Annotated in this window: 25 protein-coding genes and 1 tRNA gene; 17 read left to right on the forward strand and 9 right to left on the reverse strand. The window is 69.9% G+C overall.

Going from position 1 to position 23,194, the window contains the following annotated elements:
- Window positions 1-146: 146 nt before the first annotated feature.
- Genes ASG45_RS12380 through ASG45_RS12395 form a run of 4 tightly spaced genes read left to right on the forward strand, consistent with a single transcriptional unit; the run spans window position 147 to window position 5,408 of the window.
- Complete coding sequence (locus tag ASG45_RS12380; RefSeq protein ID WP_055838067.1) at window positions 147-1,397, forward strand: sugar ABC transporter substrate-binding protein; 1,251 nt, start codon at window positions 147-149, stop codon at window positions 1,395-1,397.
- Between the two features lie 26 nt (window positions 1,398-1,423).
- On the forward strand, window positions 1,424-2,536 hold the full coding sequence (locus tag ASG45_RS12385) for a carbohydrate ABC transporter permease (protein ID WP_055838070.1): 1,113 nt from the start codon (window positions 1,424-1,426) through the stop codon (window positions 2,534-2,536).
- Complete coding sequence (locus ASG45_RS12390) at window positions 2,533-3,447, forward strand: carbohydrate ABC transporter permease (RefSeq protein WP_055838073.1); 915 nt, start codon at window positions 2,533-2,535, stop codon at window positions 3,445-3,447. Before ASG45_RS12385 ends, ASG45_RS12390 begins: the two co-directional genes overlap by 4 nt.
- Complete coding sequence (locus tag ASG45_RS12395; RefSeq protein WP_082516594.1) at window positions 3,444-5,408, forward strand: glycogen debranching N-terminal domain-containing protein; 1,965 nt, start codon at window positions 3,444-3,446, stop codon at window positions 5,406-5,408. Before ASG45_RS12390 ends, ASG45_RS12395 begins: the two co-directional genes overlap by 4 nt.
- A 71-nt stretch (window positions 5,409-5,479) precedes the next feature.
- On the opposite strand, the gene ASG45_RS12400 is transcribed toward ASG45_RS12395, so the two are convergent.
- Window positions 5,480-5,956, reverse strand: a complete 477-nt coding sequence (locus ASG45_RS12400; RefSeq protein WP_055838076.1) for a YbaK/EbsC family protein — start codon at window positions 5,954-5,956, stop codon at window positions 5,480-5,482.
- Between the two features lie 223 nt (window positions 5,957-6,179).
- On the opposite strand from ASG45_RS12400, the gene ASG45_RS12405 reads away from it, so the two are divergent.
- Window positions 6,180-7,253 carry a Glu/Leu/Phe/Val dehydrogenase family protein gene (locus ASG45_RS12405; protein ID WP_055838079.1) on the forward strand — a complete coding sequence of 358 codons (1,074 nt, stop codon included), beginning with the start codon at window positions 6,180-6,182 and terminating at the stop codon, window positions 7,251-7,253.
- Window positions 7,254-7,310: 57 nt separating this feature from the next.
- Here ASG45_RS12405 and ASG45_RS12410 read toward each other — a convergent pair whose 3' ends face one another.
- The 3 genes from ASG45_RS12410 to ASG45_RS12420 form a co-directional block, all read right to left on the reverse strand.
- Window positions 7,311-7,649, reverse strand: a complete 339-nt coding sequence (locus tag ASG45_RS12410) for a histone-like nucleoid-structuring protein Lsr2 (protein ID WP_055838082.1) — start codon at window positions 7,647-7,649, stop codon at window positions 7,311-7,313.
- 75 nt (window positions 7,650-7,724) lie between these two features.
- The gene (locus ASG45_RS12415) at window positions 7,725-8,489 is read right to left on the reverse strand and encodes an acetolactate decarboxylase (RefSeq protein ID WP_055838085.1); all 765 of its coding nucleotides are present in this window, start codon (window positions 8,487-8,489) and stop codon (window positions 7,725-7,727) included.
- Window position 8,490: 1 nt separating this feature from the next.
- A complete protein-coding gene (locus tag ASG45_RS12420; protein WP_327037595.1) occupies window positions 8,491-9,003 on the reverse strand; it encodes a histone-like nucleoid-structuring protein Lsr2 in 513 nt (170 codons plus the stop codon).
- A gap of 3 nt (window positions 9,004-9,006) precedes the next feature.
- On the opposite strand from ASG45_RS12420, the gene ASG45_RS12425 reads away from it, so the two are divergent.
- The 9 genes from ASG45_RS12425 to ASG45_RS12465 all read left to right on the forward strand — a co-directional run bounded on the left by ASG45_RS12425 (window position 9,007) and on the right by ASG45_RS12465 (window position 18,320).
- The gene (locus ASG45_RS12425) at window positions 9,007-10,506 is read left to right on the forward strand and encodes an amino acid permease (protein ID WP_055838090.1); all 1,500 of its coding nucleotides are present in this window, start codon (window positions 9,007-9,009) and stop codon (window positions 10,504-10,506) included.
- Window positions 10,507-10,667: 161 nt separating this feature from the next.
- Window positions 10,668-11,717, forward strand: coding sequence for an efflux RND transporter periplasmic adaptor subunit (locus ASG45_RS12430; RefSeq protein WP_055838093.1), 1,050 nt, complete (start codon window positions 10,668-10,670; stop codon window positions 11,715-11,717).
- Window positions 11,714-12,634 (forward strand): ABC transporter ATP-binding protein, encoded by a 921-nt coding sequence (locus ASG45_RS12435; protein WP_082516595.1) that lies wholly within the window; start codon window positions 11,714-11,716, stop codon window positions 12,632-12,634. The genes ASG45_RS12430 and ASG45_RS12435 overlap by 4 nt, the downstream gene beginning before the upstream one ends.
- A complete protein-coding gene (locus ASG45_RS12440; RefSeq protein WP_055838096.1) occupies window positions 12,634-13,926 on the forward strand; it encodes an ABC transporter permease in 1,293 nt (430 codons plus the stop codon). The genes ASG45_RS12435 and ASG45_RS12440 overlap by 1 nt, the downstream gene beginning before the upstream one ends.
- A gap of 143 nt (window positions 13,927-14,069) precedes the next feature.
- Entirely contained in the window at window positions 14,070-14,813 is a 744-nt protein-coding gene (locus ASG45_RS12445) for an ABC transporter ATP-binding protein (protein WP_055839430.1), read from the forward strand.
- Window positions 14,795-16,381, forward strand: coding sequence for a hypothetical protein (locus tag ASG45_RS12450; RefSeq protein WP_055838099.1), 1,587 nt, complete (start codon window positions 14,795-14,797; stop codon window positions 16,379-16,381). Before ASG45_RS12445 ends, ASG45_RS12450 begins: the two co-directional genes overlap by 19 nt.
- Window positions 16,382-16,475: 94 nt before the next feature.
- On the forward strand, window positions 16,476-16,970 hold the full coding sequence (locus ASG45_RS12455; protein ID WP_200943417.1) for a MarR family winged helix-turn-helix transcriptional regulator: 495 nt from the start codon (window positions 16,476-16,478) through the stop codon (window positions 16,968-16,970).
- 127 nt (window positions 16,971-17,097) lie between these two features.
- Entirely contained in the window at window positions 17,098-17,904 is an 807-nt protein-coding gene (locus tag ASG45_RS12460) for an MBL fold metallo-hydrolase (RefSeq protein WP_055838102.1), read from the forward strand.
- Window positions 17,895-18,320, forward strand: a complete 426-nt coding sequence (locus ASG45_RS12465) for a nuclear transport factor 2 family protein (protein ID WP_055838105.1) — start codon at window positions 17,895-17,897, stop codon at window positions 18,318-18,320. Before ASG45_RS12460 ends, ASG45_RS12465 begins: the two co-directional genes overlap by 10 nt.
- A gap of 165 nt (window positions 18,321-18,485) precedes the next feature.
- Here the strand turns inward: ASG45_RS12465 and ASG45_RS12470 are convergent.
- The 4 genes from ASG45_RS12470 to galU all read right to left on the reverse strand — a co-directional run bounded on the left by ASG45_RS12470 (window position 18,486) and on the right by galU (window position 21,370).
- Window positions 18,486-18,558: transfer RNA gene (locus tag ASG45_RS12470), tRNA-Ala, on the reverse strand.
- Between the two features lie 127 nt (window positions 18,559-18,685).
- Window positions 18,686-19,741: a hypothetical protein gene (locus ASG45_RS12475; RefSeq protein WP_055838108.1), complete on the reverse strand. Its 1,056-nt coding sequence runs from the start codon at window positions 19,739-19,741 to the stop codon at window positions 18,686-18,688.
- 100 nt (window positions 19,742-19,841) lie between these two features.
- The gene (locus tag ASG45_RS12480) at window positions 19,842-20,465 is read right to left on the reverse strand and encodes a GNAT family N-acetyltransferase (RefSeq protein ID WP_055838111.1); all 624 of its coding nucleotides are present in this window, start codon (window positions 20,463-20,465) and stop codon (window positions 19,842-19,844) included.
- Window positions 20,466-20,479: 14 nt separating this feature from the next.
- A complete protein-coding gene (gene galU / locus ASG45_RS12485) occupies window positions 20,480-21,370 on the reverse strand; it encodes a UTP--glucose-1-phosphate uridylyltransferase GalU (protein WP_055839435.1) in 891 nt (296 codons plus the stop codon).
- 62 nt (window positions 21,371-21,432) lie between these two features.
- Here galU and ASG45_RS12490 point away from each other — a divergent pair, with 62 nt between their 5' ends.
- From ASG45_RS12490 to mscL, 3 genes are read left to right on the forward strand one after another with little or no spacing between them, the layout of a single operon-like run.
- Window positions 21,433-22,029: a 5-formyltetrahydrofolate cyclo-ligase gene (locus ASG45_RS12490; protein WP_055838114.1), complete on the forward strand. Its 597-nt coding sequence runs from the start codon at window positions 21,433-21,435 to the stop codon at window positions 22,027-22,029.
- 20 nt (window positions 22,030-22,049) lie between these two features.
- On the forward strand, window positions 22,050-22,337 hold the full coding sequence (locus tag ASG45_RS12495; protein ID WP_055838117.1) for an FmdB family zinc ribbon protein: 288 nt from the start codon (window positions 22,050-22,052) through the stop codon (window positions 22,335-22,337).
- A 34-nt stretch (window positions 22,338-22,371) separates the two neighbouring features.
- Window positions 22,372-22,794: a large conductance mechanosensitive channel protein MscL gene (gene mscL, locus ASG45_RS12500; RefSeq protein ID WP_055838120.1), complete on the forward strand. Its 423-nt coding sequence runs from the start codon at window positions 22,372-22,374 to the stop codon at window positions 22,792-22,794.
- Between the two features lie 72 nt (window positions 22,795-22,866).
- Here the strand turns inward: mscL and ASG45_RS12505 are convergent, their stop codons facing one another.
- A complete protein-coding gene (locus ASG45_RS12505; RefSeq protein ID WP_055838123.1) occupies window positions 22,867-23,187 on the reverse strand; it encodes a hypothetical protein in 321 nt (106 codons plus the stop codon).
- Window positions 23,188-23,194 lie beyond the last annotated feature (7 nt).

The following is a 23,194-nucleotide window of genomic DNA, read 5'->3' on the forward strand; positions in this document are numbered from 1 at the left end:
CAGACCGTCAGCCTAAGCCGCGCGACAACCGCTTGACAGACGCCGCTCCCCCTCCTTACCGTAGTCGCACCACAGTTTGAACGTTCAAACTCTGGCCCTCCGAGCACCGCGGAGGGGTCGCATGCCTCATCGAAGGAGAGAGACACATGACACGGCACACTCCCATCGGCCGCGCGCGCACCTGGCTCGGCGCCGGCGCCCTGCTGGCCACCGGCGCCCTCGCGCTGACCGCCTGCGGCTCGGGCTTTTCCGACACCCCCGGCGAGAACCAGGCGTCCGGCAGCGGAAAGCTCAGCCTGCTCATCGGCTCCTCGGGCGACGCCGAGACGAAGGCCGTCACCGACGCCGTCGCCGCCTGGAGCGAGCAATCCGGCGTCGAGGCCGAGGTGCAGACCGCGAACGACCTGCCCCAGCAGCTCTCGCAGGGCTTCGCCGCCGGTTCCCCGCCCGACCTCTTCTACCTCGCGCCCGAGGCCCTCGCGGGCTACGCCGCCAACGGCTCGATCGCGGCCTACGGCGACGACCTGGCGAACAAAGACGACTTCTACCCCTCGCTGGTCGACAACTTCACCGTCGACGGCACCTTTTACTGCGCACCCAAGGACTTCTCGACGCTCGCGCTGATCATCAACGCCGATCTGTGGTCGGCCGCCGGACTCACGGATGCCGACATCCCCACGACGTGGGACGAATTGGCATCCGTCGCGCAGCGCCTCACGGTCGACGGCCGCGTCGGACTCGCGTTCGGCGCCGAGTACCAGCGCGTCGGCGCCTTCATGGCGCAAGCGGGCGGCGGCCTCGTCACCGACGGGCAGGCCACGGCCGACAGCCCCGAGAACGTCGAGGCATTGACCTACGTCAAGACGCACCTGAACGACGGCACCTTCGCCTTCGCGTCCGACGTGGGCGCGGGCTGGGGCGGCGAGGCGCTCGGCACCCAGAAGGCCGCGATGGTCATCGAGGGCAACTGGATCACCGGCGCGATGTCGGCCGACTACCCCGACGTGAACTACACCGTCGCCGAGCTTCCCGCCGGCCCCGGCGGCAAGGGCACCCTCCAGTTCACCAACTGCTGGGGCATGGCCGCCGACGGCGGCAATCAGGAGCAGGCCCGGTCGCTCGTGGAGTACCTCACCGGCACCGACCAGCAGCTGGCGTTCTCGCAGGCCTTCGGCCCGATGCCCTCGATCCAGTCCGCCGCCGACGCGTGGACGAGCGCGAACCCGACGCTGACGGCGTTCCTCGCCGGCGCCGAGTACGCCCAGTTCCCGCCGAACATGGCGGGCGCGGCCGACGTCATCACCGACTTCAACGCCCAGCTCGAGTCGCTGAAGACCGGCGACCCGCAGGCGCTGCTGCAGACGGCGCAGTCCAACCTCGAGGCCATCGTCAAGTAATCGCGCCCACGAAACGCGAACCCCTCATGAGTGCTCTCACCACCGCGTCCCGCCGCGCCGGGTCCCCCTCCTCGGGGATCCGGCGCGGCGAGGCCGCCGCCGGCTGGCTGTTCACCGCCCCCGTGCTGATCATCCTCGGCGTCTTCCTGCTCGTTCCCGTGCTGATGGCGCTGTGGGTGAGCTTCTCGGACTGGACCGGGCGCGGCAGCCCCTTCTCGTCGAACGTCAACTTCGTCGGCGTCGACAACTACGCCGCCGTCACCACCGGCGGGGGTCTGGCCGAACGCGACTTCGGAACGGCCCTGCGCAACAATGGCTGGTACGTACTGCTGGTCGTGCCCCTGCAGACCGCGCTCTCGCTCTTCCTCGCCGTGCTGGTCAACCGCGCGGTCCTGCGCGGTCGCGGGCTGTTCCGCACCGCCTTCTACTTTCCCTCGGTCACGAGCTCGGTGGCCATCACCGTGCTGTGGCTGTTCCTCTTCTCGGCCTCGGGCGCCGTCAACGAGGTGCTGTCGTGGCTCGGCATCAACGGTCCCAACTGGTTCAGCGACCCGTCCGGTGTCGTGCACAACCTTCTCGGCGCCGTCGGCATCACGAGTGGCCCCGCCTTCCTCACCGGCAACACCCTGCTCGGGGTGTCGTGGTGGGACTGGCTCGCGGGTCCCTCGGTGGCGATGTCGGCGTTCATCGTCATGGCCGTGTTCACGACCTCGGGAACCTTCATGCTCCTGTTCATCGCGGGTCTGCAGAACATCGGCGGCGACGTGCAGGAGGCCGCCATGATGGACGGCGCGACCGGATGGCAGCGGTTCTGGCGCGTCACCCTCCCCCAGCTCAAGCCCGTGCTGTTCACAGTGCTGACCCTGGGCCTCATCGGCACGTGGCAGGTGTTCGACCAGATCTACACCGGCACGCAGGGAGGCCCGGGCAAGACGACGCTCACACCCGCGTACCTCAGCTACTCGTCGGCCTTCCTGTCGCAGCAGTGGGGCCAGGGAGCCGCGATCGCCTTCGTGCTGTTCGTCATCATCGTCGCGCTGACGATCCTGCAGCGCTTCGTGCTGCGCGACCGTCCCGTCTCGCGGCGCCGCATCCGGCAGTACGAGGTACGCACCGGCACCAAGGGAGGCACGCGATGACCGCCACGGCATCCCCCGCGACCACCGTCCTCGCGGAGCAGCGGATCGAGGGGCCCCGGCGTCCCCGCCGGCACCGCCTGTCGGGCAAGGCCCTGCGCTGGCAGATCGGCCTCTACGTCCTGCTCATCGTGCTCGCCGTCATCTACATCTATCCGTTCCTGGTGCAGGTGGCGACCTCGTTCAAGACGGATGCCGCGGCGGCAGCCGATCCGATCTCGCTCGCGCCGCAGCCGTTCACGTGGGCGGCGTACGAGCGCCTGTTCCTGAACTCCGACTTCCCCGTGTGGTTCGGCAACTCCGCCATCGTGACCGTCTTCGTCACCCTGGGCCGCGTGTTCTTCAACTCCCTGGCCGGATACGCGCTCGCCCGCCTGCAGTTCCGCGGACGCGGGCTCGTGTTCGCCGGACTCGTCGGGGTCATGGCGGTGCCCACGGTGGTGCTGCTGATCCCGAAATTCCTCGTGATCAACCAACTCGGCATCTACGACTCGTACGCCGGCATGATCCTCCCGCTGCTCGTGGATGCCGCGGGCGTGTTCATCATGAAGAACTTCTTCGAGTCGATCCCCCCGTCCGTCGAGGAGCAGGCGCGCGTCGACGGCGCCGGGACCTTCCGCATCTTCTGGTCGGTCGTGCTTCCCATGGCGCGCCCCGCGCTCATCACGATCGTCATCCTGTCGTTCCAGGGATCGTGGAACGAGCTGAGCCACTTCGTCGTCTCGACCCAGTCCCCCGAGCTGACCACCCTCACCAAGGGCGTCGCCGCCCTCGCGAGCGGTCAGCTCAGCCAGGGCAGCCAGTTCCCCCTCAAACTCGCGGCCGCGGCCATCATGACGATCCCCGTCGCCGTGGTGTTCTTCGTCTTCCAGCGCCGCATCATGAACGCCAGTGAAGGAGCCGTCAAAGAATGACCACCGCCCCCACCACCTCGCCCGCCTCGCGCGTGTCCGGGACGACGGCCACCCCGACTCCCGTGCAGCCCCTGTTGAACGATGCCGTCATCGCCCTCCGCGCTCCCACGCAGGTGTGGTCCGATTCGACCGGCGACATGGGCTCCGCCCCCGTGCACGGGGTCTACCACGGTGACGTGCGGCACGTGCGGTCGCTGACCGCGAGCTGCGACGACTCCCCCGTCGAGTGGATCTCGACGGCTCCCGACGGCGCGTCACGCATCGTGTTCGGCGGTCTGCTGCGCGCGCTCGACGACGCGACCCCCGACCCCAAGGTGCGACTGCTGCGCGATCGCCGGGTGTCCGACGGGCACCTCAGCGAAACCTGGACCGTGCGCTCGCGCGTCGATCACCCCGTCGTGACGACCCTGCACCTCGCGCTCCGTCCCGAGTTCGCGCAACTGCACGAGGTGAAGTCGGGCCACGCGCACCCGCGTCCCGCCGACATCGAGCTCGCCGGTGATCGCGCGATCGTCGACGCCGGTCCGCAGGGACTCGAGCTGATCGCGCCGGGGGCGCGCGTGGCATCCGGGGCCGGCGAGCTCACCGCCCGCTGGGACGTCGAGATCCCCGCTCTCGGATCGGTCGAGGTCGCGTGGACCCTCACCCTGCGCGACGACACCCTCGTCGTCGGCTCGGCCGCGGCGCCCGCGCGGTGGAACGCCGCCGCCGTCGCGCAGACGACCACCGACCCGCGGCTCGGACGGTGGCTGCACACCGCGCTCGACGACCTCGACGCCCTGCGTCTCGTGCTGCCCGAGCACCCCGACGACGAGTTCTTCGCCGCCGGAGCGCCGTGGTTCTTCACGCTCTTCGGCCGCGACTCGATCTGGGCCGCGCGTCTGACTCTGCCGCTGGACAGGGCGATCGCGGAATCCACGCTGCGCGTGCTCGCGCGGCTGCAGGGCGCCGACGACGACGCGTCGACCGCGCAGGAGCCGGGCAAGATCCTGCACGAGCTGCGCGCCTCGGCGCTCGAGATGCCCGGCGAGGGCATCGTGCTGCCGCCGAAGTACTACGGCAGCGTCGACTCCACGCCCCTGTGGATCTGCCTTCTCGCCGACACCTGGCGCGCCGGCATGCCCGACGCCGAGGTGCGGGAGCTGCTCCCCACGCTGCGCGCCGCGCTCGGCTGGATCCGCGACAGCGGCGACAGCGACGGCGACGGCTTCCTCGACTACATCGACCGCCTGGGCACGGGCCTGTCGAACCAGGGGTGGAAGGACTCCGGCGACTCGATCCAGTGGCGCGACGGGCGACTCGCCGAGGGGCCGATCGCGCTCTGCGAGGTGCAGGCCTATGCCTACGAGGCGGCTCTCGCCGGTGCCGACCTGCTCGACACGCTCGGGAGCGAGTCGGATGCCAGCGAGGCGGCGTTCTGGCGCGGATGGGCGGCCGATCTGAAGGCGCGGTTCGCCGAGAGCTACTGGGTCGAGACTCCCGAGGGCCGGTACCCCGCCGTCGCGCTCGACCGCGACAAGAAGCCCGTCGACACCCTCACCAGCAACATCGGGCATCTGCTGGGGACCGGCATCCTCTCACCCGACGATGAGGCGCACGTCGCGGGGCTGCTCCGCGGCGAGAGCATGTCGAGCGGGTACGGCGTCCGCACGATGTCGACCGCGGCCGCGGGCTACTGGCCGCTGTCGTACCACGGGGGCAGCGTGTGGGTGCACGACACCGCGATCGCCGCCCACGGCATGCTGCGCGCCGGGCTCCACGCCGACGCGCGGGCGGTCGTCGGAGGGCTGCTCGATGCGGCCGAGGGCTTCGCCTACCGCGTGCCCGAACTGCACTCCGGCGATCCGCGCACCCATTCGTCGGTGCCGACGCCGTACCCCGCCGCGTGCCGCCCCCAGGCCTGGTCGGCCGCCGCCGCGGTGGTGTGTCTGACCGCGCTCACGACTTCGTCCGGGGCCTAGCCGCCGGGCGGCGGCGGCCTCCCCCGACCGCCGTCGCCCGGCCTTCCGACACGTCGCGCGGCCCGACGCTCTCAGTCGACCCGCGTCACCGTGCCGCCGGTGAGTCGGACCAGCTCGTCGAACGTCAGGGGGAACACCGTGTGCGGGGTGCCGCCCGCCGCCCAGATCTCGGCGAACTCCGCGAGCGCTTCGTCGATGATCGTCGTGAGCGGGGCCGGGTGCCCGGTCGGCGCGACGCCCCCGATGGGCTGCCCCGTGGCCGCGAGCACCTGATCGGGCGTCGCCCGGCGGATGCTCCCGCGCCCGAGCCGCTCCGCCAGCGCCGTCGTGTCCACGCGGTGCGCGCCGCTCGTCATCACCAGCAGCGGCTCGTCGTCGCTCCAGAACACGAGGCTGTTGGCGATCGCCCCCACCTCGATGTCGAGCGCGGCCGCCGCGAGCGCGGCCGTCGAGGCGGCATCCGGAAGCACGATGATCGCCCCCTCGATGCCCGCGGCCTCGAGCGAGGCGGCGACGAGACGGCTGCGAGCGGGAAGGGCGTGATTCATGGCGTCAGCCTAGGTGCTCCCCCTCGCTCCCCCGCGAGAGCACATGGTCCGCGCGAGGTCGCACCTCCTCGCGGGTGCTCTCGCGCCGATCGCGTGCTTTCGGCATCCGCCGCACGGCGCACTCGCGCACGGCGCGGCCCCGGGTCACAATGGAGGGTGGATGCCGCAACGCCGCGGCACCCGCTGAGTACCGCCCACAAGGCGGTCGACGACAAGGAACGCGATGACCCACGCCCTCCCCCTGCCCGATTTCACGCACGAACGCGTGGAGGTGATCACGGGGCGGCGCAGCGGTCTGCTCGTCGCCGTCGCCCTGCACTCCTCGGTTCTCGGCTCCGCCCTCGGCGGCGCGCGACTGTGGACCTACCCGTCGTGGACCGACGCGGTCGGCGACGCGCTGCGCCTGTCCGCCGCCATGACGCTGAAGAACGCGGCCGCCGGTCTCGACGCCGGCGGGGGTAAGTCGGTGATCGGCCTTCCCGAGGGGACGGTGCTCGACACCGACCGGCGCCGTGCCGCCTTCCTCGACCTGGGTGACGCCGTCGAGAGCTTCGACGGGCTGTACCGCACCGCCGAAGACGTGGGATCCACGACCGAAGACATGCTCACCGTCAGCGAGCGCACCGCGCACGTGGTGGGTCTCCCCGACTCCGTCGGAGGCTCCGGCGAGCCCGCCGGCCCCACGAGCTCGGGTGTCTACGCCTCGCTCGTCGCCACCCTGGAGCGTGCGGTGGGCACCGGCGACGTCGCGGGACGCCGCATCACGATCGCCGGCCTCGGCCAGGTCGGCGGCCGACTGGCCCAACGCCTGGCGTCGGAGCACGCCGCCCTGACCGTCACCGACGTCGATCCCGCCAAGCGCGCCCGGGCAGCCGAGCTCGGTGCCGCCTGGGTCGAGCCGGGCGAGGCGCACCTGGTTCCGGCCGACGTGTTCGTGCCGGCCGGCATCGGTGGAGTGCTCACCGACGACGTCATCGACGCGCTCGACGCGCGCGCGGTGTGCGGTCCGGCGAACAACCCGCTCGCCGAGCGCGCGGGGGCGGAGCGGTTGTCCCGCCGCGGGATCCTCTACGCCCCCGACTTCGTCGTGAACGCGGGCGGCGTGATCTACCTCGACCTCGTGGCCAAGCGACGCGGCACCCTCGACGAGATCATGGGGCGCGTCGCCGGCATCGGCGATACCCTCCGCCGCGTCTTCGACGAGGCCGAGACCCGCCGGGTGACCCCTCTGGCCGCCGCCGAGGGTCTGGCCGCCGAACGACTTTCCGTCGGAGCGGGCGCCGCAGCTCCGGTGTGAACGAAAAAGAATCCGGATGCCGCGGTCTCGCGGCATCCGGATTCTTTTCGGAAAAGGTCAGTGCGCGGCGTCGTAGGCCTCGAGAATTGTCGTCGAGATGCGCCCGCGCGCATTGATGTCGTGGCCGTTCTTTGCGGCCCAGGTGCGCACGTCGACGAGATCCCGTGACGATGTCGCCCGTCCGCGGGTAACACGGCGGCCACTCGGCGACGGCGACCCGACGGAACGACCCGCGGCGATGAAAGGCGCAAAAGCGTCACGGAGGGTCTGTGCGTTTTCAGCGGAAAGGTCGAGTTCGTAAGCCCGGCCGTCGAGGGAGAAACGAACCGTGTCCCCGTCGTCGAGAACCGTGCCGTCGAGATCGTCGATCAACTGGGTGATCTGCTTTTTAGCCATGCCGTCATCCTAAGTCGGGATTCCCGGGTGATCCGGTGTCTGCTATTGCAGATTCACCCGCCGAATCATCCGCTTTCATCGGGTCGATGAAGTGAGCGGACCACCCTCGACGGCCACGATGCGATGGTCGTCGTCGTGCGTCAGCTCGGTACCGAGGAATTGCGCATCCTGCGGCAACTGCAACGTGAATCGGGCGAACGCGGCCACGCGCAGACGGGCCGAATCCAGCTGAACCTCGAGAACGTGGCCGCCGACGAGCCGGTCGTCGCTGAGGAAATGCAGGTGCAGACCCGCCACCGTGATGCCCTGATAAATGCGGGGCATCCAGAAGCCCACGAGCGAGCCGGCGCGGTCGACGGTCACGGTCTCGATCTGCTCCGCCGCCACCTCGGCGAGCGGCCGGAAGGGCGCCTCCTGCCGCCGCGTGACGCGCGTCTTCACGCGGGAGACGACTCCGTCGAGGCGAACGACGTGGAACAGATTGCGGCTCGCGAGCCGTGCGTCGACCGCGTCGCCGATCCCGTCGAGATCGAGGCCCTCGACCTCCGCGGTCGCCGCGTCCGCCAGGGTGCAGACGTCGACGAACGGCAGCACCTCACTGTCGTCCATCAGCCGGGGCGGGCCGTCGGTCGTGCACTCGAAGAGCTGTCCGTCGAGAACGACGACCTCACCGCCGAGGCCTTCGCAGCAGCCGATCCCGGTGTCGCCGAGAAGGCGCACGTCGGGAACGGCGATGCCCGACGAATAGACGCCGCCCAGAAGCGCATCGAGAACGGCGAATTGCGTGACCGACGTCGACGCGATCGGCGCCGTCCTCGAGGCGGATCCGGCCGATGTCAATTCAGGAATGGGCTTCCGTGTAGGCGTCGAGAACCGTCGCGGGAACACGGCCGCGGTCGCTCACGGTGTGTCCGTTCGCGCGCGCCCATTCACGAACGGCACCGAGATCGACGTCGTTCGCGCGGCGGGCCGGACGCGTGCGACGCGTGGTCGACGCGCCTCGCGATGCCGAACGCGCGGCGTCGACGAAAGGAGCGATCGCCGAATAGAACTTGTCGGCATTTCGGTCGGAGAGGTCGATTTCGTACGTACGACCTTCGAGAGAGAAAGTGATCTGCTTTCCCTGTCCTTCTTCGAGGACGGAACCGTCGAGATCGTCGACGAGGTGCGTGATGTGCTTGAGAGCCATAATACGAAAAACTTTACACCCGCATTCCCTGTATTCCTCACCGCGCGCGCGACGTGCTACACCCTCCGGCGTTCCCGCGGGGACGCTAGGCGCAACGGCGAAGACGGTACTACTCTCCGTGGGTGGTGTTCGCTCCCCGAGCACCACCCGAGACAGAGGAAGCACCGCGTGAGCCTTTTCCGTACGAAATCGGTGGAGCAGTCCATCGCCGATACCGACGAGCCCGAGTTCCGGCTGAAGAAATCCCTGACCGCGGTCGACCTCACCGTGTTCGGCGTGGGCGTCGTGATCGGTGCCGGCATCTTCACCCTCACCGGTCGCGTCGCGCACGACGTCGCCGGCCCCGCCGTGGTCATCAGCTTCATCGTCGCCGCGATCGCGTGCGGCCTGGCGGCCATGTGCTACGCCGAGTTCGCCTCGACGGTGCCGGTCTCGGGATCGGCCTACACCTTCTCGTACGCCTCGCTGGGCGAGCTGTTCGCCTGGATCATCGGCTGGGACCTCATCCTCGAGATGTTCCTCGGAGCGAGCGTCGTCGCGCAGGGCTGGAGCGCCTACCTCGGCACCTTCCTGCAGCAGATCGGCATCACGCTGCCGGCGGAGCTCTCGTACGGCGGTGTCGTCGACCTGCCCGCGATCCTGCTCGTCATCGTCTTGGGCGGTCTGATGACCCTCGGCATCAAGGAGTCGCTCCGCGTCAACATGGTGCTGGTCGCGGTCAAGCTGTTCATCGTGCTGTTCGTGATCATCGCGGGCATCATGTTCATCAACCCCGCCAACTACAGCCCCTTCGTCCCGGAATCGGTCCCGACCGAGTCGGCGTCGGGCCTCACGCAGCCGCTGCTGCAGTTCCTGTCGGGTCTGGAGCCCGCCACGTTCGGCGTCGGCGGCATCTTGGCGGGTGCGGCCCTGGTGTTCTTCGCCTACATCGGCTTCGACGTCGTCGCCACCACCGCCGAAGAGACCAAGCGGCCCCAGCGCGACCTGCCGATCGGCATCATCGCGTCGCTGGTGATCTGCACGATCCTCTACTGCGCCGTCGCGATCGTCGTCACCGGCATGGTGCCCTACGACCAGCTCAACCCGGCAGCGGCCCTGGCCAACGCCTTCGCGTTCCACGGACAGACGTGGATGGCCACCGTGATCGCTGCGGGAGCCGTCGCGGGCCTCACCACCGTGGTGCTGACGCTGATGATCGGCGCGACCCGCATCATCTTCGCGATGTCGCGCGACCGTCTGCTGCCCGGCAAACTGGCGAAGGTTCACCCCCGCTTCCGTACGCCGTGGGTGATTTCCGTCATCGTCACGGCCATCGTCGCGGTGGTCGCCGGGTTCACTCCCATCGGCGTCCTCGAAGAGATGGTGAACATCGGCACCCTGTCGGCGTTCGTGCTCGTGTCGGTCGGCGTCATCGTGCTGCGCCGCAACCGTCCCGACCTCAAGCGCGGTTTCCGCGTGCCGTTCAACCCCGTGCTCCCGATCCTCTCGGCGCTCATCTGCACGTACCTCATGCTCAACCTCTCGGTCGAGACCTGGCTGCGCTTCCTCATCTGGCTGGCCATCGGGTTCGCGATCTACTTCGCGTACTCGCGCCGTCATTCGCGCCTGGCGACGGGCGCTCCCCTCGACCCGTCGAAGCCCCGCGTGGTCTCGCCGCCGAAGGAGTAATCCCCTCGCGACAGCGGATGCCACGACCCGCCGTCCGTGCACGGCCGGGGTCGTGGCATCCGTCGTTCACCCCGTCGGGGCCATACATCGACGAAACGGGCGCACCCCTAGGGTGAAAGAAATCGCGTCGACGACGACGGTTCCGACATCCGGGGGGTTTCATGGGGATCGCACGCACGTGGGTCTTTCCGATTCTGCGCATCCTTCTCGTGGCGATCCTCGCGGTCGCCCTCGTGAAGCTGGCGTTCTTCCCGGATCGGCCCGCCGACGCGGCCCCGGCCGAACCGACCGGCGCGATCGTCGAGCCCCGCGTGGTGGCCGCCCTCGGCACGATCACCAACGACGTCGTCATGAAGGCGACGGTCTCGGCCGACGCGGCCGTGCCGCTGAAGTCCACCGCCGCCGGCACGGTGAACAAGATCTTCATCGCCCAGGGGGCGCAGGTCAACGCCGGAGACGTCGTCTTCGACGTCAAGGTGCCGATCGAGCGCGACCCCGCCGACAGCGTGGATGCCGAGGGCAAGCCCAAGCCGGCCATCTTCCGGTGGGAGAACGTCACGGCGCCCGCCGGCGGCACCCTCAGCGCCCTCAGCGTCATCTCGGGCCAAGAGGTCACGATCGGCGCGGTCGCGGGCAACGTCGCGCCGCCGAGCTACTCGGTGTCGGGCACCCTGGAGCCGGCCCAGCAGTACCGGCTGCTCAACCGCCCCACCGAGGCCACCGTCACGATCACCGGCGGTCCCGCCGCCTTCACGTGCGGCAACCTGCGCATCACGACCCCGCTCGCCGGCAGCGGCGGCGGAGAGTCCCCGACGTCGGGGACCGAGGGCGCGGCGGCCGGCACGGGCGCTTCGGGCGCCTCGACCACCGCGACCTGCGGGGTTCCGGGCGAGGTGACGGTGTTCTCGGGGCTCGCGGCCGAGATGACCATCGCGGGCGGCCGCGCCGAGAACGTGCTGCTGGTGCCCACGACCGCCGTGCGGGGTGCGGCGCAGAGCGGTACGGTCTGGGTGAGCGCCGCCGATGGCAGCACCGAAGAACGCGCCGTCGCCCTCGGACTCACCGACGGCACCCAGGTGCAGATCACCCAGGGTCTCGCCGAGGGCGAGGAGATCCTCGAGTTCGCGCCCGGTGCCCTCGCCGCCGGGAACGAGGGGTGTACCACCTACCCCGACGGCTCGATGTTCTGCGAACCGGCGCCGGCCGGATGAGCCTGCTCGCGCTGCGCGAGGTCACCCGCACGGTGATCCCGCAGGATCAGCCCGCCCTGACGATCCTGTCGGGCGTCGATCTGACCATCGAGCCCGGCGACCACGTGTCGATCGTCGGTCGCTCCGGGTCGGGCAAGTCGACGCTCCTGAACCTGCTCGGTCTGCTCGACCAGCCCACCAGCGGTGAGATCACCTTCGACGACAAGCCCGTCCGCGCTCTATCGGCGGCGCGACGCGACCGACTGCGCGGGGCAGCGATCGGCTTCGTCTTCCAGCAGTTCAACCTGCTGCCCGGCCGCACGGCGCTCGAGAACGTGACCATGCCGCTGCTGTACTCGACCGGCCGCACCTTCTGGCGTCGCAAGAGGATCGCCGCCGAGATGCTCGAGCTCGTCGGGCTCGAGCACCGGCTGAACAGCATGCCCGACCGCCTGTCGGGCGGAGAGCAGCAGCGCGTCGCGATCGCACGCTCGCTCGTGCGCGGGCCGCGCCTCATCCTTGCGGACGAACCTACCGGGGCTCTCGACCTCGACACCGGGCAGAGCGTGATGGAGCTCATCGACGACGTCGCCACCCGGACGGGCGCCGCGCAGGTCGTCATCACGCACGACCCGATGATCGCGCGACGCGCCCGTCGGCACTTCCGTCTCGATCGCGGCATCCTCACCCCCGTCGACGACCCGACTCTCGAGCCGCTGACGCGCCGCGACCGCAAAGAGATGGCGCCCGGTGCGGGCGCCGCGGCCCTCGTCCTCGCCGACCCTGCGGCCGCGCACGCCGACGACGGGGCGGCCCCGACCGACGCCGACGCCCTCGCCGACCTGGGGTTCGCGCCCGATGCGCCCCTCCGCGTCGAGCCCTCCGCCCCGCCCGTCGCCACGGCATCCGGTGACGCGTCCGAGCGGGAAGACGCCTGATGCGCGCGCTGACCGCCCTCGTGGGCGCCCTGCTCGAAGCCTGGCAAGAGGTGCGGGTGCACCGCACGCGCGTGCTGCTGTCGCTCATCGGCGTCGCCGTCGCCGTCTGCTCGCTCACCACGGTGGTCGCCCTCGGCGCCATCGTGCAGCAGGCCAACCAAGAGCTCAGCGAGCGCTCGAGCGGCCGGCCGGCCACCCTGTACGTCCAGGCGTATCGCACCGACGGGTCCGCCCTCGACGCGGCGGCGATGGACACCGCCTGGTCGGAGGTCGTCGACCGCTACCAGGTGTCGTACGCCAGCCGCGTGCAGAGCATCCAGCAGCTCGTGCCCTTCTCGACCGGTGCCGCGCAGGTCGCGACGCAGGCCGTCGATCAGCCCTACGGCGAGATGCACCGCGTGCGCATGCTCGAGGGCGAGTGGTTCACGTCGGCGGATGCCGCACAGCTGGCCCCGCAGCTCATCGTCAACGAGGTCTTCTGGGACCGCATGGGACGCCCGCCCCTCGAGAGCCACCCCCTCGTGGCTCTGGGCGGTCAAGGCGTGCCGAACGCCGCATCCGGGATTCCCGCGGGCGGGGTGACCGCCGTCGTCGTCGGCGTCACCCCGGCGGCGGACTACGAGGTGGAGCCCTCGATGTTCATGCTCGCCGGGCAACTGCAGGCGATGCAGGACGCCGCGACCGGGGAGCGCGGATCGTCGGCCGTCGCCGTCGATCCGTACGGCGGCGGAGCCCCGCAGACGCAGTACGAGATGTGGATCCCCCCGGAGCTCGCCGACCAGCTGACGACCCTCATCAAGCGCGACCTCGCGGGCTCCCTCGGCGAGGGAGTCGAGGTCAACGCCAACCGTCAGGACTGGGCGCAGTACGGTGACGATCCGTTCCTCGTGACCAAGATGGTGGTCATCGGCATCGCGGTGCTCGTGCTGCTGCTCGGCGCCCTGGGTCTGGTGAACATCGCGCTCGTGACGGTGAAGCAGCGCGTGCGCGAGATCGGCATCCGACGCAGCTTCGGTGCGACGGCCGGTCGCGTGTTCTTCGCGGTCATGATGGAGAGCGTCGTCGCCACCGTGGTCGCCGGCGCCGTGGGGGTCGCGGTGTCGATCATCGCCGTGCAGTCCCCCGCGATGCGCGATCTCATCGGACAAGGCATGGTCAGCGATTTCCCGCCGTTCCCCGTGGATGCCGCGATCACCGGCCTCATCGCCGCCACCGCCGTGGGGGCCCTCGCGGGGCTGCTGCCCGCGCTGGTGGCGGTGCGGGTGCGGGTGATCGACGCGATCCGCTACTGAACGCACGGTCGAACCGAATGCTGCGGTCGGACCGGGCCCGCCGATAGGTTCGGAGGGTGACCGACATTCCCCGTGACGTACCGCCGCCGTCCGCCCTCCCCGACGCCGTCGCACCGCCGACGTCGACCGACTCGCTGCCCGCCATGGACCTCACCGGTCTGATGAAGCGGTTCGGCGAGAAGACGGCCGTCGCGGGGCTCGACCTCACCGTGCCCGCGGGGTCGTTCTACGGCCTCGTCGGACCGAACGGCGCGGGAAAGACCACGACCCTGTCGATGGCGACGGGTCTGCTGCGCCCCGATGCGGGCGTCGCGCGCATCCACGGCGTCGACGTCTGGGCGCAGCCGGTCGAGGCCAAGAAGCTCATCGGCAACCTCGCCGACGGCGTCCGCCTTTTCGACCGCCTCACCGGCGAGCAGTTGGTCACCTACACGGGCATGATGTTCGGCCTCGCGCGCGACGAGGTCGCCGCGCGCACCGCCGATCTGCTGCGCATCATGGACCTGGGCGAGGCGGCCGGCACTCCCGTCGTCGACTACTCCGCCGGCATGACCAAGAAGGTCGCCCTCGCGTGCGCCCTCGTGCACGCGCCCCGCCTGCTCGTGCTCGACGAGCCCTTCGAGTCGGTCGACCCGGTCTCGGCCGCGAACATCGAGGACATCCTGCGCGGCTACACCGCGTCGGGCGGCACGGTCATCGTGTCGAGCCACTCGATGGACCTCGTGCAGCGCATGTGCGACCACGTCGCCGTCATCGCGCAGGGCCGGCTGCTGGCATCCGGGACCGTCGACGAGGTGCGCGCGGGCGCGACCCTGCAGGACCGCTTCGTCGACCTCGTCGGCGGACGCCACCACGCGGAGGGGCCCCAGTGGTTGCGACAGTCCTGAGGATCCGGTTCCGCGTGCTGGGCAACACCCTCACGCGGAGCCCCATGCAGCTGGTCGGCTTCATCTTCGGTGTCCTCGGCGCCCTCTGGATGCTGCTGCTGGCCGGGGTCGGCCTCTTCTTCATCGGCACCCTCGACTTCGACGTCGCGCGAGCGGCGGTCACGGCCGGCGGCGCCGTGCTGACGCTCGGATGGGTGATCGGCCCGGTGTTCGCTGCGGGGATCGACACCACCCTCGACCCCGCCAAGCTCGCACCGTTCCCCATGACGACGCGGCAGATGATGGTGGCCATCACCGCCGGCGGGCTCACCGGCGTTCCCGGGATCGCCACGAGCCTCGGCGCCCTGTTGACCTTCCTCGTGTGGCTGCGCGAGCCCGTCGCGGCGATCGCCGCGCTCGTCTGCGTGCCCCTGGGCGTGCTCATCTGCGTGGTCGCCTCGCGGGCGGTCGCGGCCCTGGCCGGTGGCCTCGGCGGCGGACGACGCACGCGCGAGCTCATCGGCCTCATCGGCTTCGCGGTGCTCATCTTCGCCAGCCCCCTGCTGGTCGGCATCCTCAACGGCGTCCGCGCAGCGACCGACCAGGGCATGCAGGTGCAGTCGATCGTCGACGGTGTCGCGTGGACGCCGATCGGTGCAGCCTGGGCCGTTCCGGGCGACCTCGCCGCCGGCGCGTGGCTTCCCGCGGTGGTGAGGTTCGTGATCGCCGCCGCCACGCTGTGCGTGCTCTGGCTGCTGTGGAACCGCAGTCTGGCGGCCTCGGTCGTCGCTCCCCCGGCCCGCTCCGCGGCTCGCCGGCGCTCGGGCTCGCTCGGCTGGTTCGGCGTCATGCCGTCGAGTCCCGTCGGCGCGACCTGGGCGCGCTCCCTCACGTCGTGGACGCGGGACATGCGCTACATCAAGCAGCTGCTGTTGATCCCGTTCGCGCCGGTGCTCATCCTGCTCTACTCGCAGTGGAACCTGTCGTCGCCGTTCTTCGCCCTGTCGGGGCTGCTCGTGGGCTTCTTCGCTGGGATCCTCGCGTACACCGATGTCTCGTACGACGGCACCGCCTTCGCCACGGTCATGCAGACCGGCATCCGGGGACGCGACGACCGCCTCGGACGCATGCTCGGCGCGGCGACCGTCAGCGTTCCCCTGGTCGTCCTCGCCGACCTCGTCACCCTCGGCATCGCCGCGCGCTGGGACCTGCTCCCGGCCGTGCTCGGCGCCTCTCTCGGCCTCACCCTGGTGGGGCTCGGGGTGAGCGCCGTGAGCTCGGCGTTCCTCGTCATCCCGACGCCGGCGCCCGGCGATTCGCCGTTCAAACGCGTGCCGGGTTCGTCGTTCGCGATGTTCCTGACGTTCTTCGCGTGCTGGGTGCTCGTCGCCGTCCTGTCGTTGCCCGCCGTCATCCCCGCGCTGATCGCCGCGTTCGGCGGTTCGGCCGTGGCCGGATGGATCGCCCTCGCGGTCGGGCCCGTGCTCGGAGTCGTCGTGTTCGCGATCGGCATCGTGGTGGGCGGGCGTCGTTTCGACGCGGGCGCTCCGGCGCTGCTCGCGCAGCTGCGGACGTATCAGGGGGCGTGAACCGACGCGGCGATACCCGGTGCCGCACGTGTCCGAGGGCCGGTCGACGGGCGTCGGAGGGCGCTGAATTGCGGGACCGCCATATCATCAGGGGGTGACCGCCGACCACATGTTCCACACCCCGCAGGAAGCGGCCAACGATCCGCGAATCCTGATCTTCGGCCGGCTGATAGGTGCGGCGAACCGACTCGAGTACATCCTGGGTCGCGATCTCGAATCCCACACGGGTCTCAGCCACACCCTGTTCGAACTCCTGCTCATGGTGGGGCGCAGTGGGGACGGCGGTCTTCCGGTGCGTGACATCGCCCAGGGCAGGGTTCTGACCTCCGGCGGCGCAACCCGCCTCGTCCAGCGTGGGGTGGACCAAGGACTCGTCGCCCGTACCCCGTCGGAGACGGACGCACGCGTGCAGCTGATCACGCTGACAGACGCGGGACGCGACCTCTTGCTGCGAGCGAGCGCGCTCCATACCCGCAACATCGAGCGGCATATCGTCGACGTCCTCGGCGCCGACGACGCGGCGATCTTCGCCCGTTCCCTCCGCACCCTCAGCGTCAACGCTGCGCGGGCTCTGCCTCCGATGCCGTGACGTCGGATCCGGACCGAGGGTGCGGGAATAGCTGAGCAGTCAGCTTTTGTTGTCCTGATCGTGCATCACACACGTGTGCACGACCCGGATGCCTCCGGGCCTCCCTCAGGAAGGATCATTCGCTGCCATGTCACTCACTTTCGAGGTACTCGATCTGGACTTCCCGGTCGGGTCGAAGAACAAGTCCGCTGTGCTCGTCACGGGCGAGACCGAAGCCGTTCTGATCGATGCCGGATTCACGTTGGCGGACGGCCACCGCCTCGTCGCCGCCATCCTCGACTCCGGCAAGAAGCTCACGACGGTGTTCGTCAGCCACGCCGACCCCGACTTCTCCTTCGGTCTGGAGATCATCGCTGACGCCTTCCCGGATGCCGAGCTGGTGGCGACCCCGATCGTGATCGAGCACATCCGGGCGTCCTTCGAGGGCAAGCTCGGCGCGTGGGCGGCACTCGGCGCGAACCTCCCCACGCGTCTGACGCCCCTCACCCCGCTCGCCGTCGATGGCATCGACATCGAGGGTCAGCGCCTCGAGCTGCGTGGCGGATCCGCCCTGCTCCCCGACCGGCACTACCTGTGGCATGCGGAGAGCCGCACCATCGTCGGCGGTGTCCTGGTGTTCCAGCAGGAGCACGTCTGGACAGCCGACACCGCCACCCCCGAGCTTCGCGGCGCCTGGGTCTCGCTCCTCGACGAGATGAAGGCCCTCGATCCGGCGGTCGTCGTCGCCGGCCACCGGCTCCCCGAGACGCCGAACGACATCACCGCGATCGAGTACACGCGTGACTACCTCGCGACGTTCGAACGCCTCGTCGCACAGTCTCCGGACGGAGCGGCGGTCACCGCGGCGCTCGTCGAGCACTACCCTGACTCGGGCATGCTGATCGCAGCTCAGATCGGGCCGACGGTTGCGAAGGGTGAAATGACATGGGGCTGAACACCGAATCCGATTTCGACACCTCGCCGGCGCCTCGCGACGTCGTGCGTCGTCAGTATCTCGCGTCGGCGGCGGGCGACCTCACGGCGCTGCGCGCCACGATGGCCCCCGACGTCGAGTGGACCGAGATGGCGGGGTTCCCGCTCGCCGGAACCTACCGCACCCCCGAGGGCGTCACCTCGAACGTGATGGAGATCCTCGGCCGGGACTGGGACGGCTGGGCCGCCCACGACGACACCTACGTCGTCGACGGTGAGAACGTCGTCGTGCTGGCTCGTTACACCGCCACCAACAAGGCCACGGGCAAAGACCTCGACGTGCGTGTCGCTCATCACTTCGTGGTGCGCGGTGGACTGATCGTGCGTTTCGAACAGTTCGTGGACACGGCGAAAGTCGCCGAAGCTCTCACCGCCTGAAACGAGAACCCGCACCGCAGCCGCGAAGAGGTCGCGGCAGCAGTGCGGGCGCGTTTTCGCGCACGACGCACGATTCGAGCGAACTCCTCTACAGGCGAGGGCGCATACAGAAACAAGACGGCCGATCGGACATGAGTTCTCATGTTCGATCGGCCGTCTTCTCGGTGGACCTGAGGGGATTCGAACCCCTGACCTCCTCGATGCGAACGAGGCGCGCTACCAACTGCGCCACAGGCCCGGAAACCTCGACAACACTATCACGCAGAGCGGCGTGCCTCGAACCCGAGCGCACTCTCCGCTCGGGTCTCCGACGCCGCATTCCGACTCGGGCATACCGCCGGCTCTCCCTTACGGGAGGGGTGAGCTCAGGCGCCGACCGCGCGCCGCTCGAGCAGCTGACGCACGTGGTCCTCGATCTCGCTGTCGTCCACGTATCCCATCGACGCGTAGGGCGAAGCCGGAGCCGCGGCGGCCGCGGGGCGCGCCGTCTCGATCGGGGTGGGCGCCTGCTGCGCGGCGATCTCGCGAGCTGCTTCTTCGCGAGCGGCGGCGCGCAGCGCCTCGCGGGCGATCTGCTCGTCGACCACCGCGGCGGCACGAGAGCCGACCGAGGCGACCAGCGGACGCGGAAGCTCACGCGGGGTCCAGGTGGGGCGCGGTTCGGGAACGAGGGCGACGTCTTGCACCACGGCCGCGACGCGCGGGGCGGCGACCTCGAGGGGACGTACACCGGTGCGCGCGGCGACGACCGACACGCGACGCAGAAGGACGAGAGAGGCGAGCACCACCACGGCGCCGGCGACGAGAAGCACGGGAACGGCGCCCGCGACGACCTGGATCACTCCGACACCGGCCGCGATCGCGCCGAGCAAAGCGACGACCGTCACCGAGAGCCGGAAGCGACGGCGCGCACGGGCGCGACGGAGTTCGGGGCGCGCGACGGCGGCGGCGCGCTCGGCGTTCGCCCGTTCGACCGCGGCGGCGCGTTCGGCGCGCGTGGTCTCGAGGGCCGCGGCGCGCTCGGCACGGGCGACCTCGACGGCCGCGGCGCGCTCGGCGCGGGCCAGCTCGATGGCGGCGGCGCGCTGCTCTTTCACGACGTCGAGATCGCGGGCGTTCTCGAGGCGCGCCACCTCGAGGCGGGCTTTCGCGGCGGCCAGCTCGGTCTGCGCCTTGTGCGCCTGCACCTGACGAGCGAGCTTCTGCTGCTGGTGGGCGGTGCGGGTGGTGAGCTCGAGGCGCACCTCACGCGGGGTCTCAGCCGTCTCAGCGAGAACTCGGAGCGCCTGGTTCAGACGCACCGCGTTACGCTCGGCGGCGGTGAAACGGTGCCGGCTCTGCCACGACGGCAAGAGGTACACCAACCAGAGCGCGACGGCGACGAAGACGATCACGCCACCGCTCAGTACCTGCCCACCCATGGCTCAACGGTAGGTCACCGAGAGATCACACCTCGGCATCCTCCCGCGTGTCGTGCCGAGAGTTTCGCCGATCAGGCGCGCAAAGAGAGAACGAAACCGGTCACAGCCGATCGGACGGCGGAATACGCGCCGCATCGGGCGGCACCTGACCCCGCGTCCACCGGTCGAGCACACCGTGCGGCACCTCTTCGCGCACGAGGGCGAAGGCGTAGTGGTCGCGCCAGTCGCCGTCGATATGGATGTATCGGCGGCGGAGTCCCTCGTAGCGGAAGCCGAGCTTCTCGACGACGCGCAGACTCGCGTGGTTCTCGGGCCGGATGCAGATCTCGACGCGATGCAGGTTGAGCTCGGTGAAGCACACGTCGGTGGCCATGGCCACGCTCACGGTGGTGATGTTGCGCCCCGCGTACTCCTCGGCGACCCAGTACCCGATCGTCGCCGAAGCGAGCGACCCGCGCGACACCCCCCACACGTTCAGCTGCCCGGCGACCTCGTCGTCCCACGCCATCACGAAGGGGACGCCGAGGCCGTCACGGTACTGCTGCAGAAGGCGACGGATGCCGAGGCGCATGTCGAACGAGACCGGCCCGTCGGGGCTGGTCGCCTCCCACCGGCGCAACCACGAGCGGTTGTCGATCAGCTGCTGCTGGAGCACCCGCGCATCGCGGTTGCGGATGAGACGGATCGAGACCTCGTCGTGCCGCCTCGGAACCGACAGATCCATGGCTTCTCGCCGGGTCAGAGACCCGCTGCGAACTCCTTGAACCACGGGCGCAGGGCCGGACCGAGGTCGTCGCGGTCGGCGGCGAGCTGCACGATGGCCTTGATGTAGTCGACGCGGTCGCCGGTGTCGTAACGGCGGCCACGGAAGACGACGCCGTACACGCCGCCGCCGTCACCGCCACCGGTGGCGAGCTCTTCGAGCGCGTCGGTCAGCTGGATCTCGCCACCCTTGCCGGGCTCGGTGTGCTCGAGGATGCCGAACACGTCGGGGCCGAGCACGTAGCGACCGATGATCGCGAGGTTCGAGGGGGCGTCTTCGGCCTTGGGCTTCTCGACGAGCTGGGTGACCTTGACCACGCTCTCGTCGTCGGTGGCCTCGACGGCGGCGACGCCGTAGAGGTGGATGTGCTCGGGGTCGACCTCCATCAGGGCGATGATCGTGGCGTTGCGCTTGTCGTACTCCTGCATCATCGTGGTGAGCAGGGGGTCGCGCTCGTCGATGAGGTCGTCGCCCAGCAGGACGGCGAACGGGTGGTCGCCCACGTGGGCGCGCGCACGCAGCACGGCGTGGCCGAGGCCCTTCGGCTCACCCTGACGCACCATGTGCACGTCGGCGAGGTCGGAGGAGTGCTCGACCTTGGCGAGCTTGTCGCTGTCGCCCTTCTCGCGCAGCTTGGCCTCGAGCTCGGGCATCGAGTCGAAGTGGTTGGCGATGTTGTTCTTGTTGCGGCCGATGATGATGAGGACATCGTCGATCCCGGCCGCGGTGGCCTCTTCGACGACGTACTGGATGGCCGGTTTGTCGACGACCGGAAGCATCTCCTTCGGCATCGCCTTGGTGGCGGGGAGGAAGCGCGTACCGAGTCCAGCGGCCGGAATCACGGCCTTGAAGGGCTTATGAGGCATGGGCATACCCTACCGGGGTCCGCGGACACCGCCGGTAGGACGCTCGCACGTAGACTGACCGCATGCCGGATCGCATCGAGCAGGCCAAGCGCGCACTGCGCGCCGACCTGCGCGAACGCCGCCAGGGCATCTCCGCTCATGCACGCGAAGAGGCCGAGGCCGGGATCACCCGTCAGCTCGACGAGCTCGTGGCCCGCCTCGGCGCGCGCAGCATCTCGTGCTTCCTGTCGACGCCCACCGAACCCGGCACCCACGCCTTCGTCGCCGGCGCCGTGGCGCGCGGCATCCGGGTGCTCCTTCCCCTCACACGCGAAGACGGTCTGCTCGATTGGACCGTCGCCACACCCGACGCCGAGATCGCCGAGGGCCTGTTCGGTCTTCCCGAACCCGTCGGCGAGGTTCTGGGTCCCATCGCCGTCAACGACGTCGACCTGCTCATCATCCCGGCCGCCGCGGTCGACGCGCACGGAATGCGCCTGGGATGGGGGCGCGGATACTTCGACAAGACCCTCGGTTCGATGGAGAAGTGCCCGCCGGTCTACGCGGTCATCTTCGACTCCGAACTCATCGACGACGTACCGCGCGACGTGCACGACCAGCCCGTCACGGGCGTGGTCACCCCCACGCGCACGCTGCCGCTCGCCGCACACACCGCCTGATCACCCGAAGGAACAGCACGATGCCCACCTACGCCTACGCCTGCAAGCAGTGCGGTCACCGTTTCGAGACCGTGCAGTCCTTCTCGGATGCCGCCCTCACCGAATGCCCCGAGTGCGGCGGCGAGGTGCGCAAGCAGTACGGCTCGATCGGCGTCACCTTCAACGGCTCGGGCTTCTACCGCACCGACTCCCGCAACTCGTCATCGAGCAGCTCGTCGTCGTCCGGCGCAAGCGCTGGCGGCGCCTCGAGTTCTTCGACATCATCGAAGTCGGAATCGAAGCCGTCCGCCCCGTCCTCGGCATCCTGACTCCGAGTCGGCGCGGCCAGAGGGGAACAAGCGCATGATCAAGGGATTCAAAGAGTTCATTCTCCGCGGGAACGTCATCGACCTCGCCGTCGCCGTCGTCATCGGCGCGGCCTTCACGGCGGTCGTCAACGCGATCGTCGCGTCGCTCATCAATCCGCTGGTCCAGGTGTTCTACCAGCCGAACGACAACGGCGAGTTCGGGCCGTCGATCACGGGAATCTACGGCCAGCAGGTGGTGTTCCCCCTCGGCGGCCTGCTGACGGCGATCATCAGCTTCCTCGCCGTCGCACTGGTGGTGTACTTCGTCTTCGTCTACCCCATGAACCACTGGAAGGCCCGCGCCGCGGCGCGCGCCGGTGTGGCCGACGCGGCCTCGGACGAGCCCAAGCTGCCCACCGAGCAGGAGCTGCTCGTTCAGATCCGCGACCTGCTGGAGCGCCAGAACAGCACGCGGTGACCGCAACTCTGCGATAGCCGCGCCGCGCCGTGAGACCCCACCGGGGGGATCCCGGCGCGGTTCGCGTTCGGCTCAGTAGTGCGGCGGAACGTCGCGCAGCATGCGCTCGTCGTTGGGACCGGATGCCACGGGCCCGGCCGACGCGCCCCGCGCGGGGTCGTCGGCGGGCGCGGGTTCCGCGGTCGTGCCGGGCGCCGGCATCAGCCGGGCGCGGCGAGACCCGTGCACGCGCACCACGGGCTGTCGCACGGCATGCGGGGTGGGCGTCCCGGACGCAGGAGCGACGTCGACGGCGACCGGTTCCACCGACCCGTCCGCGGTCTCGATCGATGCCGACGAGTCGTCCGATCCGACGAGGGGTCCGGGCCCGGCGGCATCCGGGGTCGCACTCATCACCGGC

Origin of the sequence: Microbacterium sp. Leaf436, from assembly GCF_001424715.1 — a bacterium.
In the GTDB taxonomy this organism is placed as follows: Bacteria; Actinomycetota; Actinomycetes; order Actinomycetales; family Microbacteriaceae; genus Microbacterium.